We start from the raw sequence: 23,323 nt of genomic DNA, 5'->3' as shown, positions 1-23,323 counted from the left end.
ACTCGGCACAACCGCAACACAGCAGCGGCACAACGACCGTCACCGCTGCAGCACGGCAAGGGACGAGGGAGCAGCAGTCATGACCGACACCCCGGGCTGGGCCCCGCCCGGATCCCCCGAGGATCCGCAGGGCGGGGACGCACGACGGGCCGGCGCTCCGGAGGCCGCCCCCGACGACCCCCGCGCCGCGGAACCCGCAGCCGCCGGCGAGCCGTCCCCCGGGGCCGGGCCGGGCACCGACGGACCGGGCACCAAGTGGTCCGAGAACCAGCCGCCGCGCGCCGACTGGCACGCCCCGGGCCGGGCAGGCACCCCGCCCCCCGGCCCCGCCGGCCCCGGGCAGGGCTGGGGAGGCGGTCAGAACCAGGGCTGGGGCCAGGGCTGGGGGCAGGGCCCGGGCCGGGGCCCCGCCTGGGACGGCCGCCCGCCGGCCGCCAAGCCCGGCGTCGTCCCGCTGCGCCCCCTGGGCCTCGGCGAGATCCTCGACGGTTCCGTCTCCACCCTGCGCGCCCACTGGCGCACCGTCCTGGGCATCTCCCTCGTCGTCTCCGTGGTGACCCAGGCGGCTCTCGGCGTCGCCTCCTGGTGGACGCTCAACGACATGGCGGACCGCTTCGAGGAGTTCGAGGCGTCGGCGGCCACCTCGCAGGCCCCCTCCTTCGGCGAGGTCATGGCCCTGTTCACCGGCGTCTTCACCACCAACGGCGTGGCCGCGCTCGTGCAGCTGGTCAGCACGTGCATCGCCACCGCCCTGCTCACCATGGTGGTCAGCCGCGCCGTCCTCGGCCGGCCCGTCTCCACGGGCCTGGCCTGGCAGGAGGCCCGGCCCCGGCTGGGCGCGATGTTCGGCCTGACGCTGCTGCTGACCCTCCTGTCGGTCGGCGTCCTCGGTGCGGGCGCGGTCCCCGGCGTGCTGTTCCTCGCCGCGGGGAACGAACTGGCGGCCGCGGGGACGTTCTTCCTCGGCCTGACCGCCGCGTTCTTCGTCCTCGTCTGGCTGATGATCCGCTACAGCCTTGCCGTCCCCGCCCTGATGCTGGAGAAGCAGGGCATCCTCAAGGCCATGTCCCGGTCGGCCCGGCTGGTACGCGGATCGTGGTGGCGGGTCTTCGGCGTCCTCGTGCTGACCGGCATCCTCACGGGCATCGTCGTCATGATCGTCTCGATGCCCTTCAGCCTGTTCTCCATGGCCGCCAACGGCGACTCGATGACGGACTTCCTCAACGGCGGGGCTCCGATGAGGATGAGCGCCGCCGCCGTCGCCATCAGCGGCGTCGGAGGGGTAATCGGCTACACCATCACCCTGCCGATCAGCGCCGGCGTCACCACCCTCCTCTACGTCGACCAGCGGATCCGCCGCGAGGCCCTCGACCTCGAACTGGCCCGCGCCGCGGGCGTCCCCGGGTACGGCGACGACAACGGCGCCGAGGCCCCGCCTGCGGGGGCCTGACCCGGTGGCGGGGGGCGGCGCGCAGTTCGCCGGGCGGCCGGCCGCCGACGGCGGCGGCACGCCCGTCGTCACCGTCCCCCGCGTCCCCGCCCGGGAGGCGGCCGAGGAGGAGCTGAGCAGGCCCGAGTACCAGCAGTCCGAGCCCGGGCTCCTCCAGCAGGCGGCCGAGTGGTTCTGGGACCGCGTCGCCGACCTGTTCGACGCCCTGCCCGGAGGAGGCGCCGGCAGCGGCACCGGCGTCGTCGTCGTGACCGTCCTGGTGGTGCTCCTCGTCGCCGCCCTCGTCCTGCGGCTCGGCCCGGTGCGCCGCTCCTCCTCCACCCCCGGGGACGTCTTCGCCGACGCCGCCCTCGACGCGGCCGGGCACCGCGCCGCCGCCGAACGCCACGCCGCCGACGGCGACTGGGACACCGCCGTCCTCGAACGCATGCGCGCCCTGGTCCGGTCGCTGGAGGAACGCGCAGTCCTCGACCCCCGCCCCGGCCGCACCGCCGACGAGGCGGCCGCCGAGGCCGGCCGCGCCCTCCCGGAGCACCGCGACGGGCTCCGCGGGGCCGCCCGCACCTTCGACGACGTGTGCTACGGCGGCCGCCACGCCGACCGGGACGCCTACGCCCGGCTGCGCGACCTCGACGCCGCCGTGCAGGACACCCGCCCCCGCCTGCCCGGAACGGCGGCGCACGACCGGGGAGGCCCGGCATGACCGACCCCTCCGCACACGCACCGCCTCGGCCGTCACCGGACCGATCGGCACCACCCCGACAGGCACCGGGCAGCAGGCACCGGGTCCGGCGACGCCGGGCCGTCGGGTGCCGCGCCCGGGGCGTCCACGCCCCTCTCCCCCACCGGTCGCCGGATCTGGGCCCGCTCCCGCGGCCTCCTCGCCGCCGCCGTCGCCCTCCTCCTCTTCGGGATCGGCTACGCCGCCCTGGCCCCCGCCGAACGCCACGGGCGGCTGGACCCCCGCTCCACCGAACGCACCGGCAGCCGGGCCGTGGCGCAACTCCTGGCCGACCGCGGCGTCACCGTCCGGACCGTCACCACCACCGCCGAGGCGGCGGCCCTTACGGGTCCCGGCTCCACCCTGCTCGTCACCGCCCCCGACCTGCTCGTCCCCTCCCAGCAGGACACCCTGCGCCGCGCCGGCGCCGGCGGCGGGACCACCGTCCTGGTCGCCCCCACCCGCTTCTCCCTCGAAGGGCTGGCGCCCGGCGTGGAGGAGACCGGGCGGGTCCGGGTCGAGCCCCTCGCCCCGGGCTGCTCCTACGCCCCCGCGCGCCGCGCCGGGAACGCCGACATGGGCGGCACGACCTACCGCTCCCGCACCGGCGACGCCCTGGGCTGCTACCGCGGCGACGACCCGGCCGACCCGACCCTGCTGCGCCTGGCCCCCGGGGACGGCGGCGCCGCCACCGTCGTCGTCGGCACCGACCACTTCCTCCACAACCAGCGCCTCGCCGACCGCGGCAACGCCTCGCTCGCCCTGCAACTCCTCGGCGAGCACCCCCGGCTGGTCTGGTACCTGCCCTCCCCGGACGACGAGGCCGCCGTGCCCGAAGAGGGCAGGAAGACCTTCTTCGAGCTCGTTCCCGACGGCTGGGTCTTCGGCGCCGTCCAGCTCGGCGTCGCCGCCGTCCTGGCCGCGCTGTGGCGCAGCCGCCGGCTGGGCCCGGTCGTCACCGAGCCCCTGCCCGTCACCGTCCGCGCAGCCGAGACCACCGAAGGCCGCGCCCGCCTGTACCGCAGGGCGAACGCCCGCGACCGCGCCGCGGAGTCGCTCCGCCGGGCCGCCCGCGCCCGCCTCGCCCCGCTCGTCGGCGTCGCCCCGGCCTCCGCCCACGACCCGGCCGTCCTGGTACCCGCCGTCACAGCCCGGACCGGCAGCGCCTTGCCCGGCACCGACCTGTCCGGAATCACGCAACCGGGCGGGCCCCAGCCAGGAAGCACCCCGCCTGGAAGCGCCCCGCGCGGAAGCACCGGAACAACCGGCCCCGGCGCCCCAGTCCGCACCGCTCTCTTCGGCCCGGCACCGCGCGACGACGCGGCCCTGGTGCGCCTCGCCGACGAACTCGACGCCCTCGAAAGGCAGGTACGCGAGCAGTGACCGACCCGACCGACTCCGCGCCCCCGGCGGGCGCGGCCGCGACCCCCGCCCCCGCGACCGGCCCCACGGCCCCGCCCGGCCCGGCAGGCCCGGCCGCCGACGGAGCACGCGCCTCGCTCGAGGCGCTGCGCACGGAGATCGCCAAGGCCGTCGTCGGCCAGGACCCGGCCGTCACCGGCCTCGTCGTCGCCCTGCTGTGCCGCGGACACGTCCTCCTCGAAGGCGTGCCCGGCGTCGCCAAGACGCTCCTGGTGCGCACCCTGGCCGCCGCGCTGCGCCTCGACACCAAGCGGGTCCGGTTCACCCCCGACCTGATGCCCGGCGACGTCACCGGATCGCTCGTCTACGACGCCCGCACCGCCGAGTTCTCCTTCCAGCCCGGCCCGGTCTTCACCAACCTCCTCCTCGCCGACGAGATCAACCGCACCCCGCCCAAGACCCAGGCCTCGCTCCTCGAGGCCATGGAGGAGCGGCAGGTCTCCGTCGACGGCACCCCCCGGCCCCTGCCGGAGCCCTTCATGGTCGCCGCGACCCAGAACCCGTCGAGTACGAGGGCACCTACCCGCTCCCCGAGGCCCAGCTGGACCGGTTCCTGCTCAAGCTGATCCTCCCCCTGCCCGGCCGCCAGGACGAGATCGACGTCCTCACCCGGCACGCCTCCGGCTTCGACCCCGGGACCTGGCCGCCGCCGGTGTCCGCCCGGTCGCCGACGCCGCCGTCCTGGATGCCGCCCGGTCGGCGGTCGCCGAGGTCTCCGTCTCGCCGGAGATCGCCGCCTACATCGTCGACCTCTGCCGCGCCACCCGCGAGTCGCCCTCCCTGACCCTCGGCGTCTCCCCGCGCGGCGCCACCGCCCTGCTGGCCACGTCCCGGGCCTGGGCCTGGCTCACCGGCCGCGACTACGTCACCCCCGACGACGTCAAGGCCCTCGCCCTGCCCACCCTCAGGCACCGGGTCCAACTGCGCCCGGAGGCCGAGATGGAGGGCGTCACCACCGACGCGGTGATCACCACCGTCCTCGCCCACGTCCCCGTCCCGCGCTGATGGCACTCACCGGGCGCACGGCCCTGCTCGCCGCCCTCGGCTCCCTCGCCGTCGGGCTGCTCGCGCCCACCTGGACGGGGGTCGCCGCCGTGAGCGGACTGCTCGTCCTGGGCGTCCTGGCCGACCTGCTCCTCGCCGCCCGGTCCGCACGCTGCTCCTCACCCGCAGCGGCGACACCTCCGTACGGCTGGGCGAACGGGCGGAGGTGACCCTCACCGTCACGCATCCCGCCAACCGCGGCAACCGGCCGCTGCGGGCCCACCTGCGGGACGCCTGGCCCCCAGCGCCGGCGCGGGCGGCACGGCGCCGACCGCGCCCGGCGCCGACCGCCACCGCCTCACCGTCCCCGCCGGGGAACGCCGCAGGGTGACCACGGTGCTCCACCCCACCCGCCGCGGCGACCGCACGCCCCGGCAGGTCACCGTCCGTTCCCACGGCCCCCTCGGCCTCGCGGCCCGCCAGGGGTCGCACCGCGTCCCGTGGACCGTCCGCGTCCTCCCCCCGTTCACCAGCCGCAAGCACCTGCCCGGCAAGCTGGCCCGGCTGCGCGAGCTCGACGGCCGCACCAGCCTCATGATCCGCGGCCGGGGCACCGAGTTCGACAGCCTGCGCGAGTACGTCCCGGTGACGACACCCGCTCCATCGACTGGCGCGCCAGCGCCCGCCGGTCGGAGGTCGCCGTCCGCACCTGGCGCCCCGAACGGGACCGCCACGTCCTGCTCGTCCTCGACACCGGCCGCACCTCCGCCGGCCGCGTCGGCGACGCACCGCGCCTGGACGCGTCCCTCGACGCCGCGCTGCTCCTCGCCGCCCTGGCCTCGCGCGCCGGCGACCACGTCGCCTGCTCGCCCACGACCGGCAGGTCCGCGCCTCCGTCGAGCCCCGCTCGGTCTCCGGCCTCCTCCCGGCCCTGACCGACGCCATGGCGCGCCTGGAGCCCCGGCTCGTCGAGTCGGACGCCCGCGCCCTCGTGGCCGAAGTCCTCCGGCGGTCCCCCCGCCGCTCCCTGATCGTCCTGTTCACCAACCTGGACGCGGCTCCCGTCGAGGAGGGCCTGCTTCCCCTGCTCCCCCGGCTCACCCGCCGCCACGAGGTCCTCGTCGCGGCGGTCGCCGACCCGCGCGTGGAGGAGATGGCCGCGGCACGCGGCACCCTGGAGGCCGTGTACGAGTCCGCCGCGGCCGAACAGGCCCGGGCCGAACGCCGCCGTACCGCGGACCTCCTCCGCCGCCACGGCGTCACCGTCATCGACGCCTCTCCTTCCGACCTCCCCCCGGCCCTCGCCGACGCCTACCTCTCGCTCAAGGCCGCCGGCCGCCTGTGACAACCGCCCCGGCCCAGCAACACGGCCGGTAGCAAAACCACTTAACGGAACACCGGGCGAGGACGAACCCGCGCCCTCGACGCCGGAACACCGGCCGCGAGCAGACCGGTCCAATGACCATGTCGTGAACGCACCGGTGAGTCGGGCCTCGATCCCCAGCCCCGGAGCATCGGAGCACCGAGCCGACCGGATCAGGTGGGCCAAAAAGGACGCGCCCCGAACCTCAACGAGAACACCGGACCGGCCCCCGCCGACAGCCGGCACCCAACGGCAGTCCCCCGGACCGTTCCGCTGCCCGCAGCCCCCGCGGGAGCGCCGCGGGAATCACGCGGAACGCAGAAAAGGGCCCGGTCCCGGGAGTCGATTCCTCGACTCCCGGGACCGGGCCCGTAAAATTTGTTCGGCGGTGTCCTACTCTCCCACAGGGTCCCCCTGCAGTACCATCGGCGCTGAAAGGCTTAGCTTCCGGGTTCGGAATGTGACCGGGCGTTTCCCTAACGCTATAACCACCGAAACGCTGTGAAGCTGCCGGCCGGAACACCAACCCCGCACGGGGTGGGCTCGGCGGCCGTTACTTCAGAACCACACAGTGAACGCGAGCAGCTATGGACAAGTCCTCGGCCTATTAGTACCAGTCAGCTCCACCGGTTGCCCGGCTTCCACATCTGGCCTATCAACCCAGTCGTCTACTGGGAGCCTTACCCCCTCACGGGGTGGGAGCCCTCATCTCGAAGCAGGCTTCCCGCTTAGATGCTTTCAGCGGTTATCCCTCCCGAACGTAGCCAACCAGCCATGCCCTTGGCAGGACAACTGGCACACCAGAGGTTCGTCCGTCCCGGTCCTCTCGTACTAGGGACAGCCCTTCTCAAGACTCCTACGCGCACAGCGGATAGGGACCGAACTGTCTCACGACGTTCTAAACCCAGCTCGCGTACCGCTTTAATGGGCGAACAGCCCAACCCTTGGGACCGACTCCAGCCCCAGGATGCGACGAGCCGACATCGAGGTGCCAAACCATCCCGTCGATATGGACTCTTGGGGAAGATCAGCCTGTTATCCCCGGGGTACCTTTTATCCGTTGAGCGACGGCGCTTCCACAAGCCACCGCCGGATCACTAGTCCCTACTTTCGTACCTGCTCGACCCGTCGGTCTCACAGTCAAGCTCCCTTGTGCACTTACACTCAACACCTGATTGCCAACCAGGCTGAGGGAACCTTTGGGCGCCTCCGTTACCCTTTAGGAGGCAACCGCCCCAGTTAAACTACCCACCAGACACTGTCCCTGATCCGGATCACGGACCCAGGTTAGACATCCAGCACGACCAGAGTGGTATTTCAACGACGCCTCCACACGCACTGGCGTGCATGCTTCACCGGCTCCCACCTATCCTACACAAGCCGAACCGAACACCAATATCAAGCTGTAGTGAAGGTCCCGGGGTCTTTCCGTCCTGCTGCGCGAAACGAGCATCTTTACTCGTAGTGCAATTTCACCGGGCCCGTGGTTGAGACAGTCGAGAAGTCGTTACGCCATTCGTGCAGGTCGGAACTTACCCGACAAGGAATTTCGCTACCTTAGGATGGTTATAGTTACCACCGCCGTTTACTGGCGCTTAAGTTCTCAGCTTCGCCCGTCCGAAGACGAGCTAACCGGTCCCCTTAACGTTCCAGCACCGGGCAGGCGTCAGTCCGTATACATCGCCTTACGGCTTCGCACGGACCTGTGTTTTAGTAAACAGTCGCTTCTCGCTGGTCTCTGCGGCCACCACCAGCTCAGGGCGCAAAGCCCGTCACCGGCCGTGGCCCCCCTTCTCCCGAAGTTACGGGGGCATTTTGCCGAGTTCCTTAACCACGGTTCACCCGAACGCCTCGGTATTCTCTACCTGACCACCTGAGTCGGTTTAGGGTACGGGCCGCTTCACTGCTCGCTAGAGGCTTTTCTCGACAGCATAGGATCATCCACTTCACCACAATCGGCTCGGCATCAGGTCTCACCCTGCATGGAGGACGGATTTGCCTATCCTCCGGGCTACACCCTTACCCCGGGACAACCACCGCCCGGGCTGGACTACCTTCCTGCGTCACCCCATCGCTCACCTACTACCCCCTCGGGCCGGCGGCTCCACCAACCAGCGGTCCGAAGACCACCGGCGGCTTCACGGCCTTAGCATCAGAGGGTTCAGCGTGGGCGCTTCGAAGCGGGTACGGGAATATCAACCCGTTGTCCATCGACTACGCCTGTCGGCCTCGCCTTAGGTCCCGACTTACCCTGGGCAGATCAACTTGACCAGGAACCCTTAGTCAATCGGCGCAAGAGTTTCCCACTCTTGTATCGCTACTCATGCCTGCATTCTCACTCGTGAACCGTCCACAACTGCCTTCCGGCGCTGCTTCACCCGGCACACGACGCTCCCCTACCCATCACAGTCCCCGTTGGGGGCATGTACTGCAATGACACGACTTCGGCGGTACGCTTGAGCCCCGCTACATTGTCGGCGCGGAATCACTTGACCAGTGAGCTATTACGCACTCTTTCAAGGGTGGCTGCTTCTAAGCCAACCTCCTGGTTGTCTCTGCGACTCCACATCCTTTCCCACTTAGCGTACGCTTAGGGGCCTTAGTCGATGCTCTGGGCTGTTTCCCTCTCGACCATGGAGCTTATCCCCCACAGTCTCACTGCCGCGCTCTCACTTACCGGCATTCGGAGTTTGGCTAAGGTCAGTAACCGGTAGGGCCCATCGCCTATCCAGTGCTCTACCTCCGGCAAGAAACACACGACGCTGCACCTAAATGCATTTCGGGGAGAACCAGCTATCACGGAGTTTGATTGGCCTTTCACCCCTAACCACAGGTCATCCCCCAGGTTTTCAACCCTGGTGGGTTCGGTCCTCCACACGGTCTTACCCGCGCTTCAACCTGCCCATGGCTAGATCACTCCGCTTCGGGTCTTGGGCGCGCTACTCAATCGCCCTGTTCGGACTCGCTTTCGCTACGGCTTCCCCACACGGGTTAACCTCGCAAACACCGCAAACTCGCAGGCTCATTCTTCAAAAGGCACGCAGTCACGAGGACGAGCAAGCTCGTCCCGACGCTCCCACGGCTTGTAGGCACACGGTTTCAGGTACTATTTCACTCCGCTCCCGCGGTACTTTTCACCATTCCCTCACGGTACTATCCGCTATCGGTCACCAGGGAATATTTAGGCTTAGCGGGTGGTCCCGCCAGATTCACACGGGATTTCTCGGGCCCCGTGCTACTTGGGTGGTTCTCAAACGAGCCGCACAGATTTCGTCTACGGGGGTCTTACCCTCTACGCCGGGCCTTTCGCATGCCCTTCGACTATCCATACGGTTTCTGACTCGCCGACCGGCCGGCAGACCGGTCCAGAGAACTCCCACAACCCCCGCCACGCAACCCCTGCCGGGTATCACACGTAACGGGTTTGGCCTCATCCGGTTTCGCTCGCCACTACTCCCGGAATCACGGTTGTTTTCTCTTCCTGCGGGTACTGAGATGTTTCACTTCCCCGCGTTCCCTCCACACTGCCTATGTGTTCAGCAGCGGGTGACAGCCCATGACGACTGCCGGGTTTCCCCATTCGGACACCCCCGGATCACAGCTCGGTTGACAGCTCCCCGGGGCCTATCGCGGCCTCCCACGTCCTTCATCGGTTCCTGGTGCCAAGGCATCCACCGTGCGCCCTTAAAAACTTGGCCACAGATGCTCGCGTTCACTATGTAGTTCTCAAGCAACGACCAGACACCCGAACCATGCACGGGCCACCTGCCCTCACAGGGCGGTTTGGCACCAGTCCGGGACCGGCACTGAGAAAACTCACGTTCCCTCAGGACCCAACAGCGCGCCCGGCCGGCCCCCGTCCACCGCGTCCCGTTCCACACCCGCAAGCGGGCAGTACTAGGAAGACGGCCTCCGAGGAAACCAGCCGAATAGTCAACGTTCCACCCATGAGCGACCATCACGGGGCGTTCGCCCGTGACTGGTATGTGCTCCTTAGAAAGGAGGTGATCCAGCCGCACCTTCCGGTACGGCTACCTTGTTACGACTTCGTCCCAATCGCCAGTCCCACCTTCGACGACTCCCTCCCACAAGGGGTTGGGCCACCGGCTTCGGGTGTTACCGACTTTCGTGACGTGACGGGCGGTGTGTACAAGGCCCGGGAACGTATTCACCGCAGCAATGCTGATCTGCGATTACTAGAGACTCCGACTTCATGGGGTCGAGTTGCAGACCCCAATCCGAACTGAGACCGGCTTTTTGAGATTCGCTCCACCTCGCGGTATCGCAGCTCATTGTACCGGCCATTGTAGCACGTGTGCAGCCCAAGACATAAGGGGCATGATGACTTGACGTCGTCCCCACCTTCCTCCGAGTTGACCCCGGCAGTCTCCTGTGAGTCCCCATCACCCCGAAGGGCATGCTGGCAACACAGAACAAGGGTTGCGCTCGTTGCGGGACTTAACCCAACATCTCACGACACGAGCTGACGACAGCCATGCACCACCTGTACACCGACCACAAGGGGGCTGACATCTCTGCCAGTTTCCGGTGTATGTCAAGCCTTGGTAAGGTTCTTCGCGTTGCGTCGAATTAAGCCACATGCTCCGCCTCTTGTGCGGGCCCCCGTCAATTCCTTTGAGTTTTAGCCTTGCGGCCGTACTCCCCAGGCGGGGAACTTAATGCGTTAGCTGCGGCACGGACGACGTGGAATGTCGCCCACACCTAGTTCCCAACGTTTACGGCGTGGACTACCAGGGTATCTAATCCTGTTCGCTCCCCACGCTTTCGCTCCTCAGCGTCAGTATCGGCCCAGAGATCCGCCTTCGCCACCGGTGTTCCTCCTGATATCTGCGCATTTCACCGCTACACCAGGAATTCCGATCTCCCCTACCGAACTCTAGCCTGCCCGTATCGACCGCAGACCCGGGGTTAAGCCCCGGGCTTTCACGACCGACGCGACAAGCCGCCTACGAGCTCTTTACGCCCAATAATTCCGGACAACGCTCGCACCCTACGTATTACCGCGGCTGCTGGCACGTAGTTAGCCGGTGCTTCTTCTGCAGGTACCGTCACTTGCGCTTCTTCCCTGCTGAAAGAGGTTTACAACCCGAAGGCCGTCATCCCTCACGCGGCGTCGCTGCATCAGGCTTGCGCCCATTGTGCAATATTCCCCACTGCTGCCTCCCGTAGGAGTCTGGGCCGTGTCTCAGTCCCAGTGTGGCCGGTCGCCCTCTCAGGCCGGCTACCCGTCGTCGCCTTGGTGGGCCATCACCCCACCAACAAGCTGATAGGCCGCGGGCTCATCCTGCACCGCCGGAGCTTTCCACCCCCCAAGATGCCCTGGAGGGTCGTATCCGGTATTAGCCCGGGTTTCCCCGGGTTGTCCCAGAGTGCAGGGCAGATTGCCCACGTGTTACTCACCCGTTCGCCACTGATCCACCCCGAAGGGCTTCACCGTTCGACTTGCATGTGTTAAGCACGCCGCCAGCGTTCGTCCTGAGCCAGGATCAAACTCTCCGTGAATGTATGAAACATCGCGGCAGAGCGGCGCAGGCCGAAGGAATGATCCGGCCCGCGCACAGCGTCCTCGCTGTGTGTCGCCTCCCGCCGGCACTGCCCGCGGAAGGACTTTTTCAAAGGAACCTCAAGCAGCACCCGGAAGAAGACTTCCGGCGACTGCCCGGGGTGTTTTATAGTCTGGCGTTGACTTTTGGCACGCTGTTGAGTTCTCAAGGAACGGAAGCTTCCTTCGGAACCGTCTCACCGGTTCCTCCGGGCTTTCCCTTCGGTGTTTCCGACTCTATCAGATCCGCTTTCGCGTTTCTTTCCAGAGGATTCGGAATGCTTCCCGGGGAATTTAATTCCCGCTCGAAGCGATTTTGATTCTAGCGACTGCTGCCGAGTCTGTCGAACTCGAGGCAACCGTTCGAATCTACGCGCCAACAGGACCTGTGTCAACGGGTTTCTGTCGGCGAGGGAGACAGTAGCAGTTCGACGGGGCGCGATGCACATCAGGCCACGCCGGGGAGTTGGTCCCCCCGGTCGGCCGCCTCGACATCACCCGTTTCGCCCCGTGCTGCTGCTCGTCCGCCTGCCGTCCACACGTAGGCCAGGAAGAGCAGCTCGGCCAGGACGCCTATGGAGATCCGGGCCCAGGTCGGCAGCCCGGAGGGGGTCACGAAGCCTTCGATCAGGCCGCTGACGAAGAGGACCGCCGCCAGCCCGACGGCCATGCCCAGGGCGCTCCGGCCCTCCTCCGCCAGAGCGGCCCGCCGGGTGCGCGGTCCGGGGTCGACGACCGTCCAGCCGAGGCGCAGGCCGGTGCCGGCGGCCACGAAAACCGCGGTGAGTTCGAGCAGCCCGTGCGGGATCACCAGGCCCAGGAAGACGTCGAGGCGGCCGGCCGAGGCCATCAGTCCGATGCCGACGCCCAGGTTCAGCATGTTCAGCAGGAGGACCCAGAGGACCGGGACGCCCAGGAAGACCCCGAGCACGAGGCAGACGGCGGCGGCCTGGGCGTTGTTCGTCCAGACCTGGGCGGCGAAGGACGCCGCGGGGTGGCTTGAGTAGTAGGTCTCGTACTGTCCGCCGGGCCTGGTCATCTCCCGCAGTTCGGCCGGGGCCGCGATCGCCGCACGGACCTCCGGGTGCGCGGCGATCCACCAGCCGACGAGCGCGGCCACCGCGATCGAGAGCAGGGCCGTGGGGATCCACCACCGGCGGCTGCGGTAGACGGCGGCGGGAAAGCCCGCGGTGAAGAAGCGGGCCGCGTCCCGCCAGCCCGCAGCGCGGGTTCCCGCGACGACGCTGCGCGCCCGGGCCACCAGGTGCGTCAGCCGGCCGACGAGCGCCGGGTCGGGGGCGCCGGTCTGGAGCAGGGAGAGGTGGGTGGTGGTGCGCTGGTAGAGGCGGACCAGTTCGTCCGCCTCCTCGCCGGTCAGGCGCCGGCCCCGGCGGAGCAGGGTTTCGAGGCGCTCCCACTCGCCGCTGTGCGCGGAGACGAAGATGTCCAGGTCCATCGGGCTCGGCTGCTCCTCGCTCCACGGGCGGCGACAGGGGTGGCCACAGCTTCGCAGACGCCCGTCGGGCCCGGGAGGCAGACTGGGGGCGTCGGCGGTCCGGGGCGTGGCCCGGGCGGGGCGTGCACGAGGGGCGAGGGGCGAGGATGAGCGGGCTGGTCACGGGGGAAGCGGTCGCCCTGGGCGTGCAGACGGCGAAACTCCCGACGCGGGCGCTGGCGGTGATGGTGGACCTCGTCGTGTTCTGGTCCGTCTACCTCGCCGTTCTGGTGGGGCTCGCGGTGGCCACCGTCGGGCTGGACGAGGCCGCGGCGGCCGCGGTCGCGGTCGCCGCCTACGTCCTGGTCCTGGTGGGGGTGCCGGTGGCGGTGGAGACGCTGTCCCGCGGACGGTCGCCGGGGAAGCTGCTGTTCGGGCTGCGGGTGGTGCGCGACGACGGCGGGCCCGTGCGGTTCCGGCAGGCTCTGGTGCGCGGGGCGGTCGGGGTGTTCGAACTGCAGGCCTCCATGGGCGTGGTGGCCTGCGTCGCGTCCCTGGTGTCCGCCCGGGGGCGGCGTCTCGGCGACGTGTTCGCCGGGACGCTGGTGGTGCGCGAGCGGGTGCCCGTGCGGGCGGCCGCGGGGCGGAGCCTGCCGGCGCCGCCGCCGTGGCTGGCGGGGCACTTCGAGGGCGTGGACCTGTCCGCGGTGCCGGACGGGCTGTGGCTGGCGGTGCGCCAGTACCTCTCCAGGACGGGCCGGCTGGATCCGGCCGCGGCCTGGTCGACGGGGGTGCGGCTGGCCGACGACCTGGTGGCCCGGTCCGGGGCCCCGGTCCCGCAGGGGGTGCACCCGGCGGCGTTCCTGGCGGCGGCCCTGGCGGAACGGCAGTCGCGGGAGCGGGCGAAGGCAGGCGGGGCCCCGGGGGCGGGCCGGCCTTCGGTCGTGGTGCCGCAGGGCGGGTCCCCCTCCGCGGCGCCGCCCCCGCCTCCGTCCCCGGCGCACGCGGCGGCGCCTCCCGGGCCCTCCGCCCCTCCCGCGACGGGCGTGCCGGGCACGGCCGGGACCGGGGCTGGAGCGGCGGGGGCCGGGACGGCGGAGGCTCCGCGGGCCACCGGGTTCGCGCCGCCAGCCTGATCAGTCCGTGCCGGGGTGGTCGAAACGGGAGGGCGGCGTCTCCAGCTCCTCCAGTTCGACCCCCGGGGCGGCCAGGACCACGTCGCCCGCGATGTGCACGGCGTGCTGCTCCCCGGTGTCGAGGTCGGTCACCTCGTAGTGGTGGACGGTCAGCGGCCCGCTGTCGGTGGAGTGCGTCTCGGTGTCGGCCAGGGCCCAGGCCTGGTCGACGGTGCGGGGCGCGAGGACCGGCTCGGTGAGGGCGACCAGGCGGACCCGGACGGCCGGGGCCCCGGGTTCCGGGCGCAGCAGGCGGGCCGTGGCGACGAGGAAGGCCGGGGACGAGCCCGTGAAGGCGCGGGCGGGTGCGTTGCCCTCCCGGGCCTGCGCTCCCGCGGGGTCGGTGCGGACCCAGGTGACGCCGTCGAGGGTTCCTCCGCGGACCTGCCAGCCGCCCGCGGTGAGCTGGAGGCGGACGGGGCGGCCGAGGAGGTCGGTGGTGAGGTCGACGGAGCCGGCGTGCTCCCCCGCGGGGGTGGTGGTCTGCGCCGTGTAGCGCCAGCCCTGGGGTCCGGTGGCGCAGTGGAAGTGCTCGTCGCCGAGAGGGGTGTGGTCGTGGGGGTCGTGGAGCGAGTAGCGGCCGCGTGGCATGTCCGAAAGCCTACGGACCGCGGCTCCCCGTCCGAGGACGGGGAGCCGCGGTCCGTAGGTGGAGCGGGTCGGGCTCAGTAGCGGTAGTGGTCCGCCTTGTACGGGCCCTCGACGGGGACGCCGATGTAGGCGGCCTGCTCCGGGCGGAGCTCGGTGAGCTTGACGCCGAGGGCGTCGAGGTGGAGGCGGGCGACCTTCTCGTCGAGCTGCTTGGGCAGCACGTAGACGTCGGTCGGGTACTGCTCGGGCTTGGTGAACAGCTCGATCTGGGCGATGGTCTGGTTCGCGAAGGAGTTGGACATCACGAACGAGGGGTGGCCGGTGGCGTTGCCCAGGTTGAGCAGGCGGCCCTCGGACAGCACGATGATCTTCTTGCCGTCGGGGAAGGTCCAGGTGTGGACCTGCGGCTTGACCTCGTCCTTGACGATGCCGGGGATCGCGGCCAGGCCGGCCATGTCGATCTCGTTGTCGAAGTGGCCGATGTTGCCCACGATCGCCTGGTGCTTCATCCGGGCCATGTCCGAGGCCATGATGATGTCGCGGTTGCCGGTCGTGGTCACGAAGATGTCCGCGGTCTCGACGACCTCGTCCAGGGTGGTGACCTGGTAGCCGTCCATCGCGGCCTGCAGGGCGCAGATGGGGTCGATCTCGGTGACGATCACCCGGGCGCCCTGGCCGCGCAGGGACTCCGCGCAGCCCTTGCCGACGTCGCCGTAGCCGCAGACCACGGCGACCTTGCCGCCGATGAGGACGTCGGTGGCGCGGTTGATGCCGTCGATCAGGGAGTGGCGGCAGCCGTACTTGTTGTCGAACTTGGACTTGGTGACGGCGTCGTTGACGTTGATCGCCGGGAACAGCAGGCTGCCGTCGCGGTGCATCTCGTACAGGCGGTGCACGCCGGTGGTGGTCTCCTCGGTCACCCCGCGGATCTCCGAGGCCAGGCGGGTCCACTTGGTGGCGTCCTCGGCCAGGGTGCGGTTGAGCAGGGTGAGGACCTCGCGGTACTCCTCGCTGTCCGCGGTCTCCGGGGCGGGGGCGGCGCCGGCCTTCTCGAACTCGACGCCCCTGTGGACGAGGAGGGTGGCGTCACCGCCGTCGTCGAGGATCATGTTGGGGCCGCCGGTGGGCGAGTCCGGCCAGGTCAGGGCCTGCTCGGTGCACCACCAGTACTCCTGGAGCGTCTCGCCCTTCCAGGCGAAGACCGGCACGCCCCGGGGGTCCTCGGGGGTGCCGTCCGGGCCGACCGCGATCGCCGCGGCGGCGTGGTCCTGGGTGGAGAAGATGTTGCAGGAGGCCCAGCGGACCTGCGCGCCGAGGGCGACCAGGGTCTCGATGAGCACCGCGGTCTGCACGGTCATGTGCAGGGAGCCGGTGATCCGGGCGCCGGCCAGCGGCTGCGCGTCGGCGTACTCGGCGCGGATCGCCATCAGGCCGGGCATCTCGTGCTCGGCCAGGGTGATCTCCTTGCGGCCGAAGGCGGCCAGGGAGAGGTCGGCGACCTTGAAGTCACCGGTGACGGCGTCGTTGGACGTCATGAAGGCTGCTCCTCGTTGAAGGGTCGAGGGTGGTCGTCTCGGTCCGGTCTGCGTCGTCGGGGCGGCCGGTGCGTGCTCGGCGCCTCCGGCCCGGGGGCGTCGGCGGCGCGGTCGCCCCGCCGTGCGGGCACACCCGTCCCACGGTCGCAGCACAGTCCGTCGGAGGCCCTCTCTCCCTCGGTCGGCCCCGGCGCTGCGGGAGCCGCCCGACCGCCATCAGCAGCGACGTCTGTCCACCGACGAATCTAACACCGCCGGGTGCGTCCGAGGGGGTGCGAAGGGTCACCGGGGCCGGAACCCGACGGTCCCCGCGGCCCTTTCCGGCCCCTGACGGCCGTGGGCCCGGCGCCCGGTCGGAACCGGGTGCCGGGCCCACGGTGCGGGCGGCGGGGCGGTCAGTGCGCGGCGTCGGCTCCGCCGGGGGTCTTGGCCTGGTCGGGGCCGGCCGCGGCGCGCGCGGCGTCGTAGACGTCGGGCTCGAGGTAGATCACGCGGGCGATCGGCACGGCCTCGCGGATGCGCTGCTCGGCGGCGTCGATGGCGCCGGCCACCAGGCCGGCCGTGTCGTCGTGGCGCACGGCGATCTTGGCGGCGACCAGCAGCTCCTCGGGGCCGAGGTGCAGGGTGCGCATGTGGATGACGCGGGTGACGGTGTCGCCGTCGACGGCCGCCTCGCGGATGCGCCTCACGGACTCGGCGTCCGCGGACTCGCCCAGCAGCAGCGACTTGGTCTCGAGCGCGAGGACGATCGCGATGGCGATCAGCAGCACGCCGATGCACAGGGTGCCGATGCCGTCCCACACGCCGTCGCCGGTGAGGAGGGCCAGGCCGACGCCGCCGAGGGCGAGGACCAGGCCGACCAGGGCGCCGAGGTCCTCCAGGAGGACGACGGGCAGCTCGGGCGCCTTGGCGCGGCGGACGAACTGCACCCAGCTCTGCGAACCGCGCAGGGGGTTGGACTCCTTGATGGCGGTGCGGAAGGAGAAGCTCTCGGCGACGATCGCGAAGACGAGGACGCCGACCGGCCAGTACCAGTGCTCCAGCGAGTGCGGGTGGGTGATCTTCTCGTAGCCCTCGTAGAGGGCGAAGAGGCCGCCGACGGTGAACAGCACGATGGCGACGAGGAAGCTGTAGATGTACCGCTCGCGCCCGTAGCCGAAGGGGTGCTCCTCGCTGGCCGCCCGCTTGGCCTTCTTCCCGCCGAGCAGCAGCAGGCCCTGGTTGCCGGAGTCGGCCACGGAGTGCACCGACTCGGCGAGCATCGAGGAGGACCCGCTGAAGAGGAAGGCCACGAACTTCGCCACCGCGATGGCGAGGTTCGCCGCCAGTGCGGCGACGATCGCCTTGGTTCCGCCCTGTGCACTCATCCGAACAGTCCTCTTCCTCTTCTTTCCCGGCCCTGCTTCTTCCCTACGGCGGGCCATTGTTGCAGCAGTGGCGGAAACCCGGGCCTGATCAGGGAGGGGTGGTCGCGCGGAAGACGGTTCCGCGGCCGGCGAGCCGGACGGGGCCGGCCGACGCGGCCAGGTAGGCGGAGCGTCCGGGCGTGAGGACGACGGACCGGCCGCCGGGGTCCGTCAGTTCGGCCTCCCCCTCGGTGCACAGCAGGATCTGGGCGGTTCCGCCGGGCAGGGTGCGCAGGGCGCCGTCGGGGGCGAGGACGTAGCGGGACAGGCGGAACTCCTCGGCGGGGGTCCGGTAGAGCTCCTCCCCGCCTCCGTCGGCCTCCGGGTGCAGGACGGCGGGCTCGGTGGTCGCGAAGCGGACGACGCGCAGGAGTTCGGGGACGTCGACGTGCTTGGGGGTCAGGCCGCAGCGCAGGACGTTGTCGGAGTTGGCCATGATCTCGACGCCGAGGCCGCCGAGGTAGGCGTGGGGGACGCCGGCCGGGAGGTGGAGGGCCTCGCCGGGCCGGAGCACGACGTGGTTGAGCAGCATGGCGGCGACGACGCCGGGGTCGCCGGGGTGGTGGCGGGCGATCGCCGCGTAGGCGGCGCAGGCGGCGCGGTGGGGGCCGTCCGCGTCGGCGAGGCGGCCGGCGGCGCGGGCGGCGGCGTCGGCGGTCCCGGCGAACGCGTCGCGGTCTGCGGCCAGTACGGCGGTGAGGACCTCGCGCAGTGCCTGCTCCTCGGGGAGGGTGCGCAGGGCGTCGGCGTGGGGCTTGAGCTCGTCGACACCGAGGGCGTCGAGGAGGTCCGCGGTCCGCTCGGGGCGCCGGAAGCCGCACAGGCCCTCGAAGGGGGTGAGGGCGCAGAGGAGTTCGGGCTTGTGGCCGGCGTCCTTGTAGTTGCGGTGCGGGGCGTCGGGGGGCACACCGCGCTCGTTCTCCTCGGCGAAGCCGGCGCGGGCCTGCTGGAGGTCGGGGTGGACCTGGAGGGAGAGCGGGGCGTCCGCCGCGAGGATCTTGAGCAGGAAGGGGAGCCGGGGGCCGAACCGGCCGGCCGTCGCGGCCCCGAGCTCCGCCTCGGGGTCGGAGGCCACCACGTCGGCGAGGGAGACGGGGCCCGCGCCCCGGTCGAGCAGGGACGGCGCGCCGGGGTGGGCGCCCATCCACATCTCCGCCTGCGGCTCGCCGGTGGGCTCGGTCCCGAGCAGCTCGGGGATGGCTGTGACGGAGCCCCAGGCGTAGGGCCGCACCGTGTTGGTCAGGCGGTCGACACTCATGGGGTCATGATCTACCGGCGTCGGCCACCGCCAGGTAAACGGAGAGGAAATCGGCGAGGGCCAACAGATCTGCAGCTGTCTCCAGCGGGCCGGCGGCGGACGCGGCGGGTTCGCTCAGGGGTGTTTCGTGCTCGTCCGCCAGGCGGTGGGCCGGGCCGGGGGCGGACTCCTCGCCGTCGTTGGCGCGCAGCAGGACGATGCGCAGTTCCAGGGGCGCGGGGTCCTCGACCCGGTCTCGGAAGAAGTCGTCGGTGTGCGCCTCGCCGGCGAAGGCTCCGGAGAGCAGGCCGCGGTGGGTCAGGAGGGCCTCGGGCAGTTCGGCGGCGAGGGCGGGGCGGCCGGCCCGTTCGGCGAGGAGGGCGGCGAAGCGGCGGGCGACCGCGGACGGGACGGCGCCCTCGCTCCACAGCAGCGGCAGGGAGTCGGCGAGCTGGACGGCGAGCGCCTTGGCCGGGTTGAGGTGGACGGCGGCGGCCGGGCCGCAGCGCTCGGCGGCCGCGTCGAGCCGGTCGGCGAGGGCGCCCAGTTCTTCGGTGGTCGTCCGGGTGATGCCCAGCCGCTCCAGGAGGACGAGGAGCGGGACGAGAATGGCCCAGAACCGGCCGGGGTCGTGGAAGGCGGTGGTCTCCGGTGCGGCCGGCGGCTCGGGCAGGCCGACCGTGGAGAGGGCGAACGGCAGCGCCATGCCGCGGGTCTGGGCCACGGCGTCGGCGAGCGGGGTGCCCGGCGGCGCGACGCAGACGACGGTGCTCCCGTGCTGGTACGCCTGCTCGACCAGGGCGACCAGGCCGGGTTCGGTGCCGGTGGAGCTGCCGATCATGAGCAGGTCGAGCGGGCCGGCCCAGCCGGGCAGGGACCAGCGCAGGTCGAGGACGGTACCGGGGACGGCGGGCCCGCCGACGGCGGGGGCCTCCGGCGGCGGGGCCGGGCGGGCGGCGGCGGTGTCGCCGGTGGGGTGGAGGGTGAGGACCGGGCAGACGTTGCCGGCGAGGGCGGCGATCAGGTCGCCGACGTGGCAGGTGTCCCCGTGGCCCGCGACTAGCAGGCTGCGGGGGCGCCCGTCGGGGGTGAGACCGGCCGCTCCGGCCTCCTGGGCCAGGCGGAGGGCGATGCGCACACGGGCTCCGGCGGCTGCGGCGCCGAGGAGGAGCCCGCTGCGGTCCCGCTCTTCGAGTGCCGCGCCGTCGTCGAGGAGTGACTCGTCCAGCATGGGTTCCGGTCCTCTCTCCAGGCGGTCGCCGTGGGATCAACCGTACCCACCGGGCCGGAACCGACGCCCCGCGGGAGCGGCTCCGCGGGATGCGCCGGGCGCCGCGGGAGCGGCCCCGGGGCCGGGAGCGGGCAGGGCACGGGCCGGGTGCCGCGCGTGGCCCGCGGCAGGCGGTGCCTGCGGCCGGACGCTCACTCGGACGGAGTACACGCGCAGGGCGGGCGGGAGGCGGGCGCAGGGCGGGCCGGGACGGGCACAGGGCCGGCCGGGCAGGGCCGGGGCCGGTGGCGCGGCCGGGCCGGCCGCGGGTACCGGCCGCGGGTACCGGCGGCGGGTGCTAGCGGCGGGCCTCTTCGACGAGGAGGACGGGGATGCCGTCCCTGACCGGGTAGGCGAGACCGCACTCGTCGGAGGTGCAGACGAGCTCCTCGGCCTCCTCGTCGGCCCGCAGGGGGGCGTGGCACTGGGGGCAGGCGGCGACGTCGAGGAAGAAGGGTTCGAGCTTCACGGTGGGCCTTTGCGGTCGGTCGGGCGGGACGCGTGCAGCGTACCGCCGCCCGTCCCCGAGGGGTCAGGGCGGCGGCACGGCGCGGGCGGGCCGGTCGTCGGACGCGGGCGGGCCGGTCGTCAGGCCCGGACGATCGCGAGGACCTCGTCGCGGACGGCGGCGACGGTCGCCCCGTCCCGCGCCTCGACGTTGAGCCGCAGCAGCGGTTCGGTGTTGGAGGCGCGCAGGTTGAACCACCAGCCGTCGCCGGTGACGGTCAGGCCGTCCAGTTCGTCGAGCTCGACGTCGTCGCGGCCGGCATAGGCGGCCCTGACCGCGGCCGCGCGGCCGGCCTGGTCGTCCACGGTGCTGTTGATCTCGCCGGACGCGGCGTAGCGGTCGTACTGGGCCACCAGCTGCGACAGCGGGCCGTCCTGCTCGCCCAGGGCGGCCAGGACGTGCAGGGCGGCCAGCATGCCGGTATCGGCGTTCCAGAAGTCGCGGAAGTAGTAGTGGGCGGAGTGCTCGCCGCCGAAGACGGCGCCGGTGCGGGCCATCTCGGCCTTGATGAAGGAGTGCCCCACCCTGGTGCGCACCGGGGTGCCGCCGTTCTCCTTCACCACCTCGGGCACCGACCAGGAGGTGATGCAGTTGTGGATCACCGTGCCGCCGGGGTGCTTGGCCAGCTCGCGGGCGGCGACCAGCGCGGTGATGGCGGAGGGGGAGACGGGTTCGCCGCGCTCGTCGACGACGAAGCAGCGGTCGGCGTCGCCGTCGAAGGCCAGGCCGATGTCGGCGCCGGTCCTGCGGACCTCGGCCTGCAGGTCGGTGATGTTCTTCGGGTCGAGGGGGTTGGCCTCGTGGTTGGGGAAGGTGCCGTCCAGCTCGAAGTACATGGGGACGAGGTCGACCGGCAGGCCGGCCAGGACCGTGGGGACGGTGTGGCCGCCCATGCCGTTGCCCGCGTCGACGACGACCTTCAGCGGGCGGGAGGCGGTCAGGTCGACCAGGCCGCGCAGGTGGGCGGCGTAGTCGGCGAGGGTGTCGCGCGAGGTGATGCTCCCGGGGGCGGCGTCGGTGGGGGGCAGGCCGGTGTCGGCCCACCCCTCGACGAGCTCGCGGATCTCGGCGAGTCCGGTGTCCTGGCCCACCGGGGCGGCGCCGGCCCGGCACATCTTGATGCCGTTGTACTGCGCCGGGTTGTGGCTGGCGGTGAACATCGCGCCGGGCATCCCGAAGTGGCCGCTGGCGAAGTACAGCTGGTCGGTGGAGCACAGGCCGATCTCGGTCACGTCGGCGCCGCGGGAGGCGGCCCCGCGGGCGAAGGCCCGGGACAGGCCCGGCGAGGAGGGGCGCATGTCGTGGCCGGTCACGATCGCGCTCGCGCCGGTGACCTGGACGAACGCGGCCCCGAACAGTTCGGCCAACGACTCGTCCCACTGGTCGGGGACCACGCCGCGAACGTCGTAGGCCTTCACGATCTGGGAGAGATCGGGCACAGCAGCTCCAGTCTCGGCAGGCGCCGTCGATCGGCGAAGCGGTCAGGTGTTCCCAACCTACCCGCGGGGAACGGAAGAACCCTTCACGAGTCCCGCACCGGTGCGGCACGGTCCGTGCACAAGTGCGGGCCCGGGGCCGGAGTCGGGTCCAAGGCCGGGGCCGGGGCGTCGTGGCGTGGTGCCGCCGTCAGGAGTCGGGGGAGCGCAGGACCCGCAGGTGGCCGCGGCGGGCGACCTCCATCGGGTCCGTGCTGCGGGAGCCGGGCGTCGGCGTGTCGTTGGCCGCGGGGCGCCGGGGAGGGCGGGCGGCCTCGCGCACGGCGTTGGCCAGGGCCTCCAGGTCGTCGCCGCTGGGGCGGGCCGGACCGGGGTCGACGGCCAGCCGGACGACCTCCCAGCCGCGGGGGGCGGTCAGCCGCTCGGAGTGCTCCGAGCACAGGTCGTAGCAGTGGGGCTCGGCGTAGGTGGCGAGCGGTCCGAGGACGGCGGTCGAGTCCGCGTAGACGTACGTCAGCGTCGCGACGGCGGGACGACCGCACGCGGTGCGCGAACAGCGACGTACAGGGCTCACGATGTTGGACGGTACCGCACTCTTGAGCGGGCCGCGACGACTCTCCCCCTCCCGGTGTCCTCGTGTCGCGGCGAAAGGGGCGTTTCGCCGCCCCGCGGGAGCCTCCGGCGGGGGCGCGGGCCGGGGAACCCCCGCCGAAAGCGTCCGGGGAGCCCCTCGGCGTCCGTTCGACGGCTTACCCTCTGAGGTGATGGACACGCCCGCCTCTCCCCGACCGCCCGCAGCACGCCCACGCCGCCGGGACCGCCACGGACGCGGGATGCGCGGTCCCGTCGCGCCCCCGCAGGTACCGCTGTCCGTCCCGCGCTCCGTCGCCTTCGACGACCTGGTCCAGGACTCGGCCGACCGCCTGCGCCGGCACTGGCCGCAGCTGGCCGACGTCGCCTTCGTCACCAGGGACGTCCCCGACGGGCGCCCCGGGCCGGGCGCCGCGGACACCGTGCCGCTGGGCCTGGCCGTACCCGCGCGGGACGGCTCGCCCGGGTGCGTCGTGGTCTACCGCCGTCCGGTGGAGATCCGCGCCAAGGGCCGCGACGAGCGCTCCCTGCTGGTGCACGACGTCGTCGTCGAGCAGGCCGCCGAGCTGCTCGGCCTCTCCCCCGAGACCGTCGACCCCCGCTACGGGCAGGACGACTGACGCCGCCCCGCCCGCC

The 23,323-nt window shown here is 71.6% G+C and carries 14 protein-coding genes, 3 rRNA genes and 2 pseudogenes; 7 read left to right on the top strand and 12 right to left on the bottom strand.

The window, feature by feature from the left end:
• Nucleotides 1-79 precede the first annotated feature (79 nt).
• From GQS52_RS17140 to GQS52_RS17120, 5 genes and pseudogenes are all read left to right on the top strand, one after another.
• Complete coding sequence (locus GQS52_RS17140) at nt 80-1,450, top strand: glycerophosphoryl diester phosphodiesterase membrane domain-containing protein (RefSeq protein ID WP_182314262.1); 1,371 nt, start codon at nt 80-82, stop codon at nt 1,448-1,450.
• 4 nt (nt 1,451-1,454) lie between these two features.
• On the top strand, nt 1,455-2,153 hold the full coding sequence (locus tag GQS52_RS17135; protein WP_182314261.1) for a DUF4129 domain-containing protein: 699 nt from the start codon (nt 1,455-1,457) through the stop codon (nt 2,151-2,153).
• A 153-nt stretch (nt 2,154-2,306) separates the two neighbouring features.
• On the top strand, nt 2,307-3,554 hold the full coding sequence (locus GQS52_RS17130) for a DUF4350 domain-containing protein (protein ID WP_346268276.1): 1,248 nt from the start codon (nt 2,307-2,309) through the stop codon (nt 3,552-3,554).
• Between the two features lie 125 nt (nt 3,555-3,679).
• Nucleotides 3,680-4,598 (top strand): annotated as a pseudogene (locus tag GQS52_RS17125) (MoxR family ATPase).
• Nucleotides 4,598-5,922, top strand: a pseudogene (locus GQS52_RS17120) (DUF58 domain-containing protein). The pseudogenes GQS52_RS17125 and GQS52_RS17120 overlap by 1 nt, the downstream one beginning before the upstream one ends.
• 398 nt (nt 5,923-6,320) lie before the next feature.
• Here GQS52_RS17120 and rrf read toward each other — a convergent pair.
• The 4 genes from rrf to GQS52_RS17100 all read right to left on the bottom strand — a co-directional run bounded on the left by rrf (nt 6,321) and on the right by GQS52_RS17100 (nt 12,959).
• A 5S ribosomal RNA gene (rrf, locus tag GQS52_RS17115) occupies nt 6,321-6,436 on the bottom strand.
• A gap of 91 nt (nt 6,437-6,527) precedes the next feature.
• Nucleotides 6,528-9,638: ribosomal RNA gene (locus GQS52_RS17110) — 23S ribosomal RNA — on the bottom strand.
• Nucleotides 9,639-9,937: 299 nt separating this feature from the next.
• A 16S ribosomal RNA gene (locus GQS52_RS17105) occupies nt 9,938-11,463 on the bottom strand.
• Together the 16S, 23S and 5S rRNA genes form the textbook arrangement of a ribosomal RNA operon.
• 488 nt (nt 11,464-11,951) lie before the next feature.
• A complete protein-coding gene (locus tag GQS52_RS17100) occupies nt 11,952-12,959 on the bottom strand; it encodes a stage II sporulation protein M (protein ID WP_182314260.1) in 1,008 nt (335 codons plus the stop codon).
• Between the two features lie 146 nt (nt 12,960-13,105).
• Between GQS52_RS17100 and GQS52_RS17095 the strand changes: the two genes are divergently transcribed.
• The gene (locus tag GQS52_RS17095) at nt 13,106-14,074 is read left to right on the top strand and encodes an RDD family protein (RefSeq protein WP_182314259.1); all 969 of its coding nucleotides are present in this window, start codon (nt 13,106-13,108) and stop codon (nt 14,072-14,074) included.
• On the opposite strand, the gene GQS52_RS17090 is transcribed toward GQS52_RS17095, so the two are convergent.
• From GQS52_RS17090 to GQS52_RS17055, 8 genes are all read right to left on the bottom strand, one after another.
• Nucleotides 14,075-14,704 (bottom strand): hypothetical protein, encoded by a 630-nt coding sequence (locus GQS52_RS17090; protein ID WP_182314258.1) that lies wholly within the window; start codon nt 14,702-14,704, stop codon nt 14,075-14,077.
• Between the two features lie 74 nt (nt 14,705-14,778).
• A complete protein-coding gene (ahcY, locus tag GQS52_RS17085) occupies nt 14,779-16,239 on the bottom strand; it encodes an adenosylhomocysteinase (RefSeq protein ID WP_182314257.1) in 1,461 nt (486 codons plus the stop codon).
• Between the two features lie 395 nt (nt 16,240-16,634).
• On the bottom strand, nt 16,635-17,606 hold the full coding sequence (locus GQS52_RS17080) for a cation diffusion facilitator family transporter (protein ID WP_182314256.1): 972 nt from the start codon (nt 17,604-17,606) through the stop codon (nt 16,635-16,637).
• An 88-nt stretch (nt 17,607-17,694) separates the two neighbouring features.
• Nucleotides 17,695-18,903: a mannose-6-phosphate isomerase, class I gene (manA, locus tag GQS52_RS17075; RefSeq protein WP_182314255.1), complete on the bottom strand. Its 1,209-nt coding sequence runs from the start codon at nt 18,901-18,903 to the stop codon at nt 17,695-17,697.
• Nucleotides 18,904-18,907: 4 nt separating this feature from the next.
• Nucleotides 18,908-20,113, bottom strand: a complete 1,206-nt coding sequence (locus GQS52_RS17070; protein ID WP_182314254.1) for an SIS domain-containing protein — start codon at nt 20,111-20,113, stop codon at nt 18,908-18,910.
• Nucleotides 20,114-20,450: 337 nt separating this feature from the next.
• Complete coding sequence (locus GQS52_RS17065; protein WP_182314253.1) at nt 20,451-20,621, bottom strand: Trm112 family protein; 171 nt, start codon at nt 20,619-20,621, stop codon at nt 20,451-20,453.
• Between the two features lie 119 nt (nt 20,622-20,740).
• Nucleotides 20,741-22,099 (bottom strand): phosphomannomutase/phosphoglucomutase, encoded by a 1,359-nt coding sequence (locus tag GQS52_RS17060; RefSeq protein ID WP_182314252.1) that lies wholly within the window; start codon nt 22,097-22,099, stop codon nt 20,741-20,743.
• A gap of 187 nt (nt 22,100-22,286) precedes the next feature.
• Nucleotides 22,287-22,673 (bottom strand): DUF3499 domain-containing protein, encoded by a 387-nt coding sequence (locus GQS52_RS17055; protein WP_182316520.1) that lies wholly within the window; start codon nt 22,671-22,673, stop codon nt 22,287-22,289.
• A 187-nt stretch (nt 22,674-22,860) separates the two neighbouring features.
• Between GQS52_RS17055 and GQS52_RS17050 the strand changes: the two genes are divergently transcribed.
• The gene (locus GQS52_RS17050; RefSeq protein WP_182314251.1) at nt 22,861-23,307 is read left to right on the top strand and encodes a metallopeptidase family protein; all 447 of its coding nucleotides are present in this window, start codon (nt 22,861-22,863) and stop codon (nt 23,305-23,307) included.
• Nucleotides 23,308-23,323: the final 16 nt, after the last annotated feature.

Origin of the sequence: Streptomyces sp. SCUT-3 (assembly GCF_014083985.1) — a bacterium.
In the GTDB taxonomy this organism is placed as follows: Bacteria; Actinomycetota; Actinomycetes; order Streptomycetales; family Streptomycetaceae; genus Streptomyces_H; species Streptomyces_H thermolineatus.
This window is presented reverse-complemented; position numbering and strand designations above follow the sequence as displayed.

What these genes read in the sequence shown, in the direction of transcription:
- ahcY (WP_182314257.1), bottom strand. Translation starts at nt 16,239, where the DNA reads ATGACGTCCAACGACGCCGTCACCGGTGACTTCAAGGTCGCCGACCTC.
- GQS52_RS17090 (WP_182314258.1), bottom strand. Translation starts at nt 14,704, where the DNA reads ATGCCACGCGGCCGCTACTCGCTCCACGACCCCCACGACCACACCCCT.
- GQS52_RS17070 (WP_182314254.1), bottom strand. Translation starts at nt 20,113, where the DNA reads ATGCTGGACGAGTCACTCCTCGACGACGGCGCGGCACTCGAAGAGCGG.
- GQS52_RS17140 (WP_182314262.1), top strand. Translation starts at nt 80, where the DNA reads ATGACCGACACCCCGGGCTGGGCCCCGCCCGGATCCCCCGAGGATCCG.
- GQS52_RS17095 (WP_182314259.1), top strand. Translation starts at nt 13,106, where the DNA reads ATGAGCGGGCTGGTCACGGGGGAAGCGGTCGCCCTGGGCGTGCAGACG.
- GQS52_RS17100 (WP_182314260.1), bottom strand. Translation starts at nt 12,959, where the DNA reads ATGGACCTGGACATCTTCGTCTCCGCGCACAGCGGCGAGTGGGAGCGC.
- manA (WP_182314255.1), bottom strand. Translation starts at nt 18,903, where the DNA reads ATGAGTGTCGACCGCCTGACCAACACGGTGCGGCCCTACGCCTGGGGC.
- GQS52_RS17050 (WP_182314251.1), top strand. Translation starts at nt 22,861, where the DNA reads ATGGACACGCCCGCCTCTCCCCGACCGCCCGCAGCACGCCCACGCCGC.
- GQS52_RS17080 (WP_182314256.1), bottom strand. Translation starts at nt 17,606, where the DNA reads ATGAGTGCACAGGGCGGAACCAAGGCGATCGTCGCCGCACTGGCGGCG.